This window comes from Ramlibacter albus (genome assembly GCF_014297445.1).
GTDB lineage: Bacteria > Pseudomonadota > Gammaproteobacteria > Burkholderiales > Burkholderiaceae_C > Ramlibacter > Ramlibacter albus.
The window spans coordinates 355,134-367,477 of sequence record NZ_JACORU010000002.1 but is presented as its reverse complement, the minus strand read 5'-3'; the positions used below and the strand labels follow the sequence as shown (position 1 = coordinate 367,477).

The window sequence follows — 12,344 nt, the reverse complement described above, 5'->3', positions numbered from 1 at the left end:
TCGGGCCATGCCAGTTGACGTCCAGGCCGAACTCGGCCCGCTGCTCGCCGCCTTACCGGGGGACGACCCCTGCGGCCCCTCGATGCGGTTCGAGCCGGTCTTCACCGAGATCCGCCTCGCGCGCGAGGAGGACGACCCCAGCCTGCCCATGCGCCAGTGGGAGCGGCCGCTGAAGAAGGCCGACTGGGCGCTGATCGTCGACCGCTGCACCCACATCCTCTCGAAGCAGTCCAAGGACCTGCAGGTGGCCGCGTGGCTCACCGAGGCGTGGACGCGGCAGAAGGGCCTGGGCGGCCTGGAGAAGGGCCTGTGCCTCGTGCGCGAGCTGGTGGCGCAGTACTGGCAGGGCGTGCACCCGCGCATCGACGAGGACGGCGACAGCGACGCGCGTGTCGCGCCCCTGCAGTGGCTGAACGAGTCCATGCCCGGCACGCTGCGCGTGCACGTGGTGCTGGTGAACATGGGCATGCGCAAGCCGCCGCGCATCACGTTTGCCGAATGGGACAAGCTGACGCAGCAGGAGCTCAGTGGCGAGGCCGCGGCGCAGCCGGCCGGCAAGGACGACGATGCGCCGGTGACCCGCCCGGAAGTGCTGGCCAAGGCGCGCGGCGACAAGAGCGGGGTGCATGCGCAGCAGCTCGCGTCGGTGCGCGAATCCATCGGCCACATCGACGCGCTGGACAAGCTGCTGGACGGCCACATGGGCGTCGACGCGCCCAACCTGCACAAACTGAAGAACACGCTGGAAGCGCTGGAGCGCGTGCTGGGGCAGTTCCTGCCCGCCGCCGCCCAGCCGGAGCCCGAGCCCGCGGAGGCGATGATGGAAGACGAAGCCACCCCGGGCGAAGCGCCCGCCGACGCCGGCTTGCCCGCCGGCGGCATCCCCCAGGCCGCCGCGCCGATCCGCTTCAACGGCGTGCGCACGCGCGACGAGGCCTACCAGGCGCTGGAGAAGCTGGCGGACTTCCTGGAGAAGACGGAGCCGCACAGCCCCACGCCCTATCTGATCCGGCGCGCGGTGAACTGGGGCAAGCTGCCCCTGCCGGAGCTGATGGAGGAGATCATGCGGGAGGAGGGGGACCTCAACCGGATGAGTACGTTGCTGGGGTTGAAGCGGTAGGAGAGCTTCATCTGGAAGAGGCGTCAGTTCACATTCCAACTTTCCAACCGAAGTGATGAGCAAGCGCTTCGAAGTCCATGTCTTCTGCGAAGAACTGCTCAATGAATATGTCGTCGGCCTGTGAGAGTTCGACCCCGAGGCTGATCAATGCATTGCGAAGGATCGCTGCGGCACCGTAATTGATCCCTGGCTCGCGCGCGACAGTCCCGCTCGAGGAGGACTCCCGCTCTCGCTGCAACCTCAGGAGCGTCAACATCGCTGTACCGAGGCGATTGCGAAGGGCCGATTCTTGCGCCTCGATCAGGGATCGGTCGTAGGGTGAAAAGCGAGTAACTTCGTCGGCTTCGTTTTGAGTGAGCGTCGCTGCTTCGATGTAGGAGACACCGTCGCTCACGTAGCAAGCTGCTTGGCCTTCCCGACTGTCAAGGATCAAGTGGTCCGCTAGCAACCGATACGCCACTTCATCGTCGGCGTTGGCGGCTTCTGCGTCCACCTTGCCCCAATAGTGCCGCATCCACGCCCACCAAGCGCCAGGCCGGACACCATGTTCATCGGTTTTCAGCGCCTTGGGTCGAGACAGGTGCTTGCCAAGGACGCGTAGTTCCTCGATCAGGTTGCCAGGGTGCCGCGCGTCGCGCAAGAGGGCGCGAATTTGCGGCGTTTCAAGCCAAACCTCAGCGACGACGAACACGAAGTCGGGGCCAGCGGCCGGAAAGCTGTCACTCAACTCAAGAGACTGACCGACATCTACTTTGAAGTCGAGTGCAAAGTTGTCGAACTGAATCGATGTGAGCTGCCTGACGCGTTCTTGGGTGGGAAAGCTGGGGGTAGGGTCGGCATTCCGGCGCCCGTTGACGCGGATCGTGAATTCCGTCCGTTTGTCCGCACGCCAAGCCGACTCGACGTCAAGCTCGCTCTTTGCCTTCTCGATGCCGGCGAAATCCAGTTCAACGCCACACGCAAGCACTGCCTCCTCGCAGGTCTGCGATGCGACGGCTGCCATCGCGGTCAAACGTTGCCGCGCCCAGTCCGGGTCTGCGCCTGCCAGAGTGCTCGGGACGGAGATCGAGGTTAGCGTTGCACCTGAAAAGTATTCCAACGCCGCCGAGAGCCGCTCGCCGGATAATTCGGTCAAGGGAAAGTAGGCGACTACAGATGTCATAGGCCTCGCGGTCCACGTTTCAAGCGAAACCCAATTACGCGATGCGGCCTCCCCCGTTGCCATGTCGATCTCGATGACTTCGATCGGCTCGGTGTCGATTCGAAATCCGGCCTGCAACATGGCAGTCATCCAGTTCATTCTTTCGTGAGCCGGAATCGTGTCGAAGGTGTGGCAAAGGAAGGTAAGCCGCTCACTCATTGTTCATCCATGCGGGATGTGCCCGTCCAACAACTGAGTAAGAGCAACTCCGACTCTTCCAGCAGTGGCTCGGTGAGCGCTTGATCCAGGACTTTCGAATAAAGCTGAGGACTCGATTGTTCGTGAGTCAGGTTGCGAAGATCGTGTTCCTGCCTCGCGAGTTCGCGCTGGACCCAACGATGGGCGAGTATTCTGGCTTCCGCATCTTTACTCCCGACGGTTATGCCGAGTTCAATGATTGCTGCCTGGTCGGCAGCTTCGTAAGCGCATCTCGCCGCCCATGCCGCTTCCTGGGGCTCGGCTGTTGTGAGGGTCCTCACTGCGTACGCGACGGAGGACGCGGCGTCTTCGGCGAGGGCGCGGAGGACCGGTAACTCGACTCCTTCATCTGGCAAGCAACTCATTGCTTCGTCCAACTGTGTGCCCCACGGCGAATCGCGCCCCTGAATAAGGAAAGCCCACGCGCGATTAGCGACCACGCGCAGGCGGCGATCGATCTGTCCATCCGTGCGTCGAGTGAAAGTCTCGAAGTTGAAGAGTTGGCGCGTGGCAGCAGCCAGAGCGAAGTAAAGCCTTGCTCGGGGTTCGTATCCTCCAAGCGTCAACACCAATCTGGCCGCGTCAAATTGGTGCATCTCGCTGGCACTGCTTGCGCGGCAGTCGCAGTTCAGCCAAGACCGTCAAACCCCATCGCGCTGGGCGTTGTTCAGTCAAGATTCAAAATGTGAGGTTGACCGTCCGGATCGGCGACCATCGTAGCAAGAGCATTCGACAACTCCTGCAAGCGCTGATAAGTAGTGGGGACGACGCAATCCAGCTTTGCCTGAAGACCTTGGATCCCCGCGTCGACAGGAAGCGCGAGCACGACTCTCAAGCCCACAATGCCAAGGGTATTGAGCGGCCGAGCTGATATCTCGACATGAACTTGTTTGAACGCAGCCATGTCGTCGCTGAGGTATCCGGACTCGAAGACTGCAGGGCCGTCAACCCTGAGGGGGAACGCTGCAAACTCGTTTGCTGCGTTGCTAAGCGACGCAGGATCGACAAAGCAGCTTGCACGGCCTGCAAAACCGCCCGCGGCCAAAGACACTTCCATCCTTGTCGTGGACTCGTCCAGCTTGCGCAGCGAAAGCGTAAGGGTGTTCGACATGTTCACACGAATTTCAGTTCGACATTGAGCTTCCCGTTGGAGAAGTAGTGAATCGTCAGCATCCTGCCAGTACGATGACAAAAGTGACGATGCTGCTTCTTGACCCAAGGGCCCTTACCGTAGTGTGCTACGAGTCGGGGCTCGTCGCCCAGTTGGATTGGGATGACTTCACCGGCACCAGCCTTCGCTTCAGCCAGAGCGAGTTGCTGACAAAGATCACCGGGTTCGGCGTCCGGAATGCTCGGCTTGCAGATCTTGTCGATGGCTTGCCCGGCGGCACTCGCCATATGCTGTGCGGCCTGCTGCCCAGACGGGGTTGACGTCCATACCGCCCAAGTTGCGGCACCACCGATTGCGGCCCACATCATGAATGGCACGATGGCGACGTTGCCCTCCGGATCGATGTGCCGCAGCGGGTCGACATCTGCGTAGATGAACCGGTTTCTGCCGCTGAAGAGGCCGGTGGGGTCAGGCTGAAGATAGCCAATCCGTATGCGTGGATCGTAGGTTCGGAGCCCGTTCTGGATCAGGGTAGTCTCGAAATCGTAGTACTGGCCTGAATGGCGATGATTGACGACGACTTCAGGTTCAGTGACGGAGAGCAATCCGGCGGTGGAGGTCGCCAAGACGCCACTAGGCAGGTTTGCTCCGAACGCGCTGTAAGCCCATTGCCACACGACTTGCTTACTGCTGTCAGTGATCAGGAGCGGGGTGCCGAGGTGGTCCGTATGGATCGCATAGAGCTTGCCGTTCCGGTACATCCCGACGAGGATCGCGCTGCCGTCCGCAGTAGGCAGCCAGATGTACTCGGACGATCCGCGCCCGGCAGCGGAACCGTTGCCGTACTCACCAAGCATCGCCCAGCTCGGGAGTTCACCGTCGCCGTACACGAACGCGGTGCCGATGCTGGTGTTCGCGCCGTTCCCCTTCGCGAAGATCCAGCCGAAGTTCTTGCGCAGCCAGTTGACGAAGGAGTTGCCGAGCTCGGTCTCGCTCGGCAGCGTCTGTGCGACTTCGGGCTCGCTCTTGAACACGCGCTGGCCGCGCCAGTTGTGCAGGTAGCGGATGGCCGCGGCCTCACCGTCCTTGATGATCTCGACGCGCGAGATGCGGCCGGTATCGTCGTAGATGAACTTGCGAAGGCCGTCGCTGGTCATCGAACCATTCGCGTCGATCCCGTATGTGACGGTGCTGCTGGTGCTGGACACCGGCTGGCCGTTCAGCGTGCGTGTGAGCGTCTGTGTGAAGCCGAGCAGGCGGTTGCTGTCGTCTGCGATCTTCAGGGAAGTGTCCGCGGATTGGGCGAGGCCCGCGCGGTCGAAGCTGCCTTCGAGGTCCACGTCGCTGCCTTGCGTCTCGATCGCGGTGAGCCGGTTCGAGTTCGCGTCATAGGTGTACACGCTCCGGGCGCCTTGCCTCTCCAGGCTGATTAGCCGGTTGCGCTTGTCGTAGCCAGCGGTCCACGTGATCGGCGCCTTGTACAGTTCGGCCACCGTCGTCGTGCCGCTCACCACCGTGCGCGTGGCCCACAGGTCCTGCACGATGCCGGTCATGCGGCCTGCGGCGTCCCACGTATACCGGGCGAACTCGTTCGAGGTCATGCGCCCGTCGCTGTTGAACGTGCGAGCAGCCGTGTCGCCGTTGCTCCACGTCCAGCTGCGAGGCTGCGCCAAGGCCGTGTGCGTAAGGTTCGTGATGAACGCGACCGGCGTCTTGTTCTTGCCGGGCTCCAATACGTCGATGCCCGTGATGCGGCCGCCCGTGCGGCGGTAGACCACCTTGAGGCCACTCGGGTAGGAAACGCTGGTGAGGTCGCCGCTCGTGTACGAGTAACCGACCTGGAAGCGGCTGGGGTTGGCCGGATTGTCGTTGGCCGTGATGGCGACCGTCAGCGGCTTGCCCAGCAGGTCGCGCGTGAAAGTCGTGCTGCCGGACTTGTCCTCGGCCTTTGCGATGCGCCCGCCGGCGTCGTAGGAGAACGTCGTCGTCGTGCCGGCCGCGTAACGGACCGCCGTGGCGCGGCCAAGCGTATCGCGCTCGGTGCGCGTAGCCTGGCCCTTTGCATCGGTGGCCTGCGTGACCTCGCCGTTCGCATTGCGGGTGTACGTGATGCTGCCGATGTCCGGGCTGCTCTCACGCATCACTTCGCCGAAGGCGTTCACCGCGTAGCCCGTGGCAACGCCCTTCGGATCCACGACTTGCGTGAGCTGGTCCAACGCGTTCCAGGCTTGGCGAACCGTGGCGTTGTCCGCGAGAGTTGTCACGGTCGGGCGGTGCAAGGCATCAAGAGACTGCGTGGTCGTCTGGTTCAACGGATCGGTCTCGGCCACCAGCTCGCCGTTAGCGTCGTAGCCGAACTGCGTAGCCTGGCCACTGCCACCCTGCAGCTGCGCCACCTGGTTCAGCGCATTGATGACGATGCTGGTGGCCTGCGCGATATTGCCCCCCGCATCCTTCACCTCCTGGCGCACGCGATTGCCTTCTCGGTCGAGCGTGTACGCGATGACGGCGCCATTGCTGTCCACGACGCCGATCAAGCGCTGGGCCGCGTCGTAGGTGTACGTCACGGTGTATCCGTTGGGCAGCGTCGCGCTCGCGAGCTGCCCGGCAAGCGTGTACGCGAAGCGAGTGACCTCGCCGCTACGCTCTTGCGTAACCACGCGCCCGAGCAAGTCGTAGGCGTAGCGCGTCACCAGGCCCGTCGGATCAGTCTGGCTGATGACGCGGTCTGCATCGTCATAGGTCCAGCTTGTCACCTGTCCCAGGGGATCGCGCAGGCCCGTGCGGTTGCCGAAGCTGTCATAGGAGAACGTCCAAACGCCTCCTTTCGGGTCCGTCGCCGTCGCCGGCAGGTTGTTCGCGCCGTAGGCCCATCCCCACGTGCGCGACTCGCCCGTGGCCGTGTCGGTGACAGTCTGCGTGAGCACGTTGCCGAAGCTGTCGTAGGTGAGCTCGGTGACGCGCCCCGCTTGCGTCACGCGCACCGGCAGGCGCATCGTGGGGTGCCACTCGGTACTCGTGGTCTGCGCGTCGGGACGGTTTGCCGCGCGTGTCTCCGACGTCGGCAAGCGTCGCGCCGCATCCCACGTGAAGAGCGAAGTGACGCCCAGGAAGTCCGCCTCGCCCACGACGAGGCCGTTCGCGTCGAGCGTGCGTTGTGCGAAGCCATTGCCATCGCCGCCGGGCGCACTCGACTGCGTGAGGGCGAGGCCGCTCGTGGCACCGAACAAGCGCGTGTACTGGTAGCTGCGCGTGGTGCCGAGTCCGTCGGTGACCGCCGTTGATTGATTGCCGTAGGAGACGCTGCGCCGGTCCGCGCCACCCGCAAGCTCGCTGAGCACGGCGCGGCCCTTGTCGTCGTAGGCAAAGTTGCCCCAGCGCTGGCCGTTCTGGTCCACGAGGCCCGTCACGGCTTGCGGCCACCGCGCGTCCTCGTACAGGTAGCTGCGGCTTGACCCATCCGAGTACGCCGCCCGCACGAGCCGCCCGCTTGCGTCGTAGCTGTAACCTACCGCTGCGCCGGCGCCGCTGACGCGCACAAGTCTCGCGGCCGAGTCGTACTCGAAGACCAGCGACCGCCCGAACACGTTCGTGACGCGCGCAAGCAGCCCACCGGAGTACGCGTACGTGTAGCCCCACCCATCGCGGCCACGCACAGCCAGCACGCGCCCCGTGCCCTTGTCGAACTCGAACACGGTTTCGTCCTGCATGCGCTTGACGACGATGCGGTCGGCGCCTTCCACCAGCGTGTCCGCATTGCCATCCGCCTGCCAGTTAGCCGCGCCCTGCGACGCCACCGCGGGCGCATCGCAAGCGACACCGGCTGGGCAGCTCCAGTTGGCGCCGGCACCGGCGGGCACTGCGGCATTGCGGAAGCGGCTAGAAGTGCCGTCCCCATAAAGCACCGTGCGCCACTGCGTCCCCAGCACCATGCGGTGCGCATGGCTGTGGCTCCAGTTCGTGCCCAGCCCCGCGGCCGGCGTCTCGTCCCAGCGGCTCGCGTAGTGGCGGGTGAGCGCAATCGCATGCGCCGAGTTGCCGCGCAGGTCGGCCTCGGCGAGCAGCTTGGTGCCCGACGTCAGCTCGATCGGCCGAGGCGTGCGGTGGCACATCTGCGCCTGCCGCGCGGGGCGCCCCATGACCGTCATCTTGACGATGGCGCGGTTGCTGCAGCCTTCACACTCGATGGCAAGCGTGGCGTCGCGTGTTGCGCCCACGAGGTCCCAGTCCGCCGTGTACTTGATGCGCACCTGGCCTTGCGCGTCGGTGTATGGCGAGCCGTCGAAACCGAACCCGCCGAAGTTGCCCGCATACGGGTACAGCAGCACCATCACGCCGGCCTTGGGCGTGCCCTGCATCACCGTGGCTGTGAAGACGACTGGCCCATCTCCCGCCCGGATCGTCGTACCCCCTGCGGATGCAACCGTTCGCGGCGTCGGCGACGTGCAGGTCTTGCCGTCCTGCGTGAGGTACCCGTCGTTGCAGAAGCACTGCGGGTACTGGCCCCACGACGTGAAGCTCAGGGTCGCGTTCGCTGGGCAGGAGTAGTCGCCGGGCTCGGGGTAGAGCCCGCTCAGGGTCGCCCTGTACCCGTCGGTGTACTCACAGTACTGGTTGCCCGACATCGACACGTAGATGCCCTGGAAGGTGCGCGTGCCGGTGTACTTGGTGCACGCCGCCTCTTTCGTGCAACTGGCCGTGAAGCGCTGCGACGCGGCCCACCACGATGCAGGGCACTTGGACAGGACTTCGACCTGCCCGCCGGCTTGCGCGGGCTGCGCTGGAAAGATCAAGAAAGCCGCCGCGAGAAGTGCAGGCGCAATACTGCGGATGGACGCGCGGGCGCGCGCCACGAGCAACGTGAGCATGGGGTTCCGTCCCGGTCTTTGGTTTTAGAGCCGGGGCGGAATTTACGACAGAAGACTCAAGAAAATCGCCAAGGCAACCCAGACTGAAGTCTGGGCACTCGCGCGAGGTTCACGAGCGGAACGTTTCCTTGATCCGCTCCAAGTGCTTCTGCGTGTCCAGGATGATCTGCCGCATGATGCCCTCGGTGATCGCCTGCTCGACCTGCGCGTCGGTGACGCCGCCAGGCGCCATCGCAGCCTGGAACTGATCGACGGCGAGCGGGTCGGCCGGTGCAAGCGTGTCCGTCGTAGCCGTTGGCGAGACGGCGGTGCTGCCGGAGATGGGCGTGGTCATGGCCGAAATGTCCCGCGCCGCGCGCCGGCGCGCCATCAGACAAAAGTCGGTCAGCGGAAAGGCGCGCCCGAAGCCCACGCCACCAGCGAGCGCCGCTGCCCGCGCGTGACCGGCGTGACGCGGTGCCCCATGTACGAGGGGAAGAACACCGCGGTGCCCTGGTGGCGCGCCTGCGGGTTCGCGCCCAGGCCCACCAGCTCGAGGTCGCCGCCGTCGTAGTCGCCGCTGTCGGTGAGCTGGATCGTCATCGACAGCTTGCGCAGGCTGGTCTGGCCGCGTCCGATGTCCATGTGCCAGTCGAAGTGCTGGCCCGGCCCGTACTCGGTGTACTGCAGCGCGTCGAACATCCCGACGAGGTCGAAGCCGTAGCGGGCATTGACCTGGCGAAAGAGGGCGCCGAGCTTGTGGTACAGCCAGTGCTGCGCCTCGGTCGCCTCGATCCAGGCGATGTGGCTGACGCGATAAGTGTCCTCGCCCAGCTCCACGCGCCCGTCGATCGGCGGCAGGGCCTTGCCGGCGGCGCTGACGGCGTCGCATTCGGCGGCCGAGAGCACGCCGGGGACGCAGAGCACGGACGACACCGACTCGTTCAGTGTCATGTCCTGCATCTGCCCGAACGGGCCCAGGCCTGCGGGCCAGGCGAGCACGCTGTGGCCGCCCCGGTCTTCCAGGCCGGTGGGCAGGAGGTACTGGAGGGGCAGCCGGTCGGTCGGGGTGTTCTCGTCGCTCATCCCGTCAGGTTACCAAGGCTTGAGCGCCGCTTGACGTGCGTCAACGGCCGCCCGGCGGCAGGCCGACATCATCCCGCCGTGGACACCCCCGACACCGACCGCCCTTCGCACGCCATTGCCGCACTGGCTTGGCTGACGGTCGCGCTCATCGTGCTGGCCACCACGCTGCTACTCTGGCAGATGCGCGTACGGGAGTTGGAGCGCGCGCGGCTGGACACGGCCAGCGTGGCGCACATGTTCCGCGAGCAGACGCAGCGCACCTTCGAGGGCGCCGACGCCGTGCTGCGCGGCGTGCAGGAGCGCATGCAGACCACCTACGGGGCGACGCTCGCGCTCGACGGCCCCGCGGTGCGCCTGCTGCTTGCGGCCCGCCTTTCGGGCGCACCCAACCTCGCCGAGCTCGTGCTCGCGGACAGCGAGGGGCAGGTCGTGAACACGTCGAGCCCGGAAGACGCCTCGCGCACGAGCATCGCACGGGGCGAGCTGTTCAAGGCGCTGGCCACGGGCGGCACCGACCTGCTGTACGTGGACCGCCCCGTGCGGGCCGCCAATGGCGAATGGACCATGCGTCTCGGCCGCGCCTTCACCGACCTCAAGGGGCGTTTCCGCGGCGTCGCGGTCGTCACCATGAACATCCCGCGCTTCGACCACTTCTACGCGTGGATGAAGATCGAGCACGTGCGCCCGCTCGCGCTGTACCTGGCCGACGGCACGCTCGTGGCCAGCGTGCCGCAGCGCGACAACCTCGTGGGCGACCGCCCGCCGGAGCTGGGCGGCGTCAAGCTCGATGCGCGCGACAGCCGCGTGCGCCTCGTCACGCACGTGAGCGGCGACGGCCGCGAGCACGTCTACGCACTCGCGGGCGTGCCGCGCTTCCCGCTCGTGGTCAGCGTCACGAGCGACGAAGACCCGGTGCTCGCGTCCTGGCGCGAGCAGTCGATGCCCATCGTCGGCGGCGCGGTCCTGGTGTGCCTGTTCATCCTGATCTCGGCGATGGTGCTGTCGCGCGAGATGCAGCGCAAGGCGCGGCTCGCGCAGGCGCTGCGCGAAACGCGCGACCGCTACCACCGCACGGTGGATTCGGTGCTCGACGCGATCGTCGCCGTCGACGAGTCGCAGAACATCATCCTCTTCAATCCCGCGGCCGAGCGCATGTTCGGGCTCATGGCCGCGGAAGCCATCGGCACGCCGCTGGAGCGGCTGCTCCCGGCGCGTGCGCGCGGCCGCCACGCCGGCCACATCCGTGACTTCGTGCGCTCGGGCAGCCCGTCGCGCGGCATGGCGCCGCAGGTGGAGACCACGGCGCTGCGTTCGGACGGCACCGAGTTCCCGGTGGAGTCGACCATCTCCCACACCATCGTCGACGGCAAGCCGCAGGTGACCGCCGTGCTGCGCGACGTGACCGAGCGCAACCGCGCCGAGCGCGAGCTGCGCGAGATGAACCGGCAGCTGCGCGCGCTGTCCACCTCGCTGCAGAACGTGCGCGAGGAGGAGCGCACGCGCATCGCGTCCGAACTGCACGACGAGCTCGGCCAGCAGCTCACCGGCCTCAAGCTGGGCCTGTCCTGGCTGGGCGGGCGCGTCAAGGGCGGCAAGCATGCGACGGCCGAGGAAGTGGACACGATGCGTCGCCAGCTCGACACGGCGATCACCTCCGTGCGCCGCATCGCGACCGAGCTGCGCCCGCGTGTGCTGGACGACCGCACGCTGGACGAGGCATTCGCCTTCCAGGCCACGGAGTTCGCGCAGCGCAGCGGGCTCGTGGTGGAGATCGACACGCCCGCCGCATCGCGCGTGGCCAGCGACGCCATGGCGACAGCGCTGTACCGCATCGTGCAGGAGTCGCTGACCAACGTCGTGCGCCATGCGCGCGCCAAGCGCGTGGACGTGCACCTGACGCTGGAAGACTCCGACCTTGTCCTGCGCGTGCGCGACGACGGCACGGGCCTGCCGCACGAGCAGGGCCAGGCCACCGGCATCGGCCTGGTGAGCATGCGCGAGCGCGCCATGTCGCTCGGGGGCTCGCTCGTCATCGACAGCGGCCCGGGCCGCGGCACCACTGTCGAAGTGCGGCTGCCGCTGCACGACGACGTCGTCGAAGAGGAGCCTGCATGAGCGATACGCGCTGGCAGGTCCTCGTCGCCGACGACCACGCGATCATCCGCGACGCCTTCCGCAAGATCCTGGCGGACTCGCCGGACTTCGAACTCGCCGGTGAAGCCTCGAACGGCCATGAGGCGCTGGCCCGGGTGCGCGAGCGCGCGTGGGACCTCGTCGTGCTCGACATGTCCATGCCGGGGGGGCGCAGCGGCCTCGAGCTGGTCAAGCTGATGCGCGCCGAGCAGCCTCGGCTGCGCATCCTCGTCTTCAGCATGCACCCCGAGGAGCAGTACGCGGTGCGCGCGATCCGCGCCGGCGCGAGCGGCTACCTCTCGAAGGAAAGCGACGGCGACCTGCTGCTGCCCGCGATGCGAAAGGTGGCTTCGGGGGGCGCCTATGTCAGCGCCAATGTCGCGGAGCTGCTCGCGACGGACACCACGCCGGGCGGCACCGAGCTGCCGCATACGCGCCTGTCGGACCGCGAGTACGGCGTCTTCAACCGCATCGTGCGCGGCGCCTCGCTCACCGAGATCGCCGAGGAGCTGTCGCTGTCGATCAAGACCGTCAGCACGCACAAGTCGCACATCCTGGCCAAGCTGTCGCTGGGCAACCAGGTGGACCTCGTTCGCTACGCGATCGACCATGGTCTTCTCGACACGGCGCGCGAGTAATCAGAGTTAT

9 protein-coding genes are annotated in these 12,344 nt (G+C 66.1%); 3 read left to right on the top strand and 6 right to left on the bottom strand.

Translation table 11 applies throughout. The annotated features are described in order from the left end of the window. The first annotated feature begins 7 nt into the window (after window positions 1-7). Window positions 8-1,120 (top strand): type VI secretion system protein TssA, encoded by a 1,113-nt coding sequence (gene tssA / locus H8R02_RS08505; RefSeq protein ID WP_187080958.1) that lies wholly within the window; start codon window positions 8-10, stop codon window positions 1,118-1,120. A 28-nt stretch (window positions 1,121-1,148) separates the two neighbouring features. Here the strand turns inward: tssA and H8R02_RS08500 are convergent, their stop codons facing one another. The 6 genes from H8R02_RS08500 to H8R02_RS08475 all read right to left on the bottom strand — a co-directional run bounded on the left by H8R02_RS08500 (window position 1,149) and on the right by H8R02_RS08475 (window position 9,563). Further along, window positions 1,149-2,480, bottom strand: a complete 1,332-nt coding sequence (locus H8R02_RS08500) for a hypothetical protein (RefSeq protein ID WP_187080957.1) — start codon at window positions 2,478-2,480, stop codon at window positions 1,149-1,151. After that, entirely contained in the window at window positions 2,477-3,115 is a 639-nt protein-coding gene (locus H8R02_RS08495) for a DUF416 family protein (protein WP_187080956.1), read from the bottom strand. The genes H8R02_RS08500 and H8R02_RS08495 overlap by 4 nt, the downstream gene beginning before the upstream one ends. Window positions 3,116-3,186: 71 nt before the next feature. Continuing rightward, window positions 3,187-3,630, bottom strand: coding sequence for a hypothetical protein (locus H8R02_RS08490; RefSeq protein ID WP_187080955.1), 444 nt, complete (start codon window positions 3,628-3,630; stop codon window positions 3,187-3,189). Window positions 3,631-3,632: 2 nt separating this feature from the next. Next, entirely contained in the window at window positions 3,633-8,498 is a 4,866-nt protein-coding gene (locus tag H8R02_RS08485; protein WP_187080954.1) for an RHS repeat-associated core domain-containing protein, read from the bottom strand. Window positions 8,499-8,607: 109 nt separating this feature from the next. Next, complete coding sequence (locus H8R02_RS08480) at window positions 8,608-8,832, bottom strand: hypothetical protein (RefSeq protein ID WP_187080953.1); 225 nt, start codon at window positions 8,830-8,832, stop codon at window positions 8,608-8,610. A 50-nt stretch (window positions 8,833-8,882) separates the two neighbouring features. Then, complete coding sequence (locus tag H8R02_RS08475; RefSeq protein ID WP_187080952.1) at window positions 8,883-9,563, bottom strand: 2OG-Fe(II) oxygenase; 681 nt, start codon at window positions 9,561-9,563, stop codon at window positions 8,883-8,885. Between the two features lie 78 nt (window positions 9,564-9,641). On the opposite strand from H8R02_RS08475, the gene H8R02_RS30765 reads away from it, so the two are divergent. Continuing rightward, entirely contained in the window at window positions 9,642-11,678 is a 2,037-nt protein-coding gene (locus tag H8R02_RS30765; protein WP_187080951.1) for a PAS domain S-box protein, read from the top strand. Then, a complete protein-coding gene (locus H8R02_RS08465; protein WP_187080950.1) occupies window positions 11,675-12,334 on the top strand; it encodes a response regulator in 660 nt (219 codons plus the stop codon). The genes H8R02_RS30765 and H8R02_RS08465 overlap by 4 nt, the downstream gene beginning before the upstream one ends. Window positions 12,335-12,344: the final 10 nt, after the last annotated feature.

Bases quoted from the DNA above. Each gene is read 5' to 3' on its own strand.
- H8R02_RS08465 (WP_187080950.1), top strand. From the start codon at position 11,675: ATGAGCGATACGCGCTGGCAGGTCCTCGTCGCCGACGACCACGCGATC.
- H8R02_RS08500 (WP_187080957.1), bottom strand. From the start codon at position 2,480: ATGAGTGAGCGGCTTACCTTCCTTTGCCACACCTTCGACACGATTCCG.
- tssA (WP_187080958.1), top strand. From the start codon at position 8: ATGCCAGTTGACGTCCAGGCCGAACTCGGCCCGCTGCTCGCCGCCTTA.
- H8R02_RS08475 (WP_187080952.1), bottom strand. From the start codon at position 9,563: ATGAGCGACGAGAACACCCCGACCGACCGGCTGCCCCTCCAGTACCTC.
- H8R02_RS08495 (WP_187080956.1), bottom strand. From the start codon at position 3,115: ATGCACCAATTTGACGCGGCCAGATTGGTGTTGACGCTTGGAGGATAC.
- H8R02_RS08485 (WP_187080954.1), bottom strand. From the start codon at position 8,498: ATGCTCACGTTGCTCGTGGCGCGCGCCCGCGCGTCCATCCGCAGTATT.
- H8R02_RS08480 (WP_187080953.1), bottom strand. From the start codon at position 8,832: ATGACCACGCCCATCTCCGGCAGCACCGCCGTCTCGCCAACGGCTACG.
- H8R02_RS08490 (WP_187080955.1), bottom strand. From the start codon at position 3,630: ATGTCGAACACCCTTACGCTTTCGCTGCGCAAGCTGGACGAGTCCACG.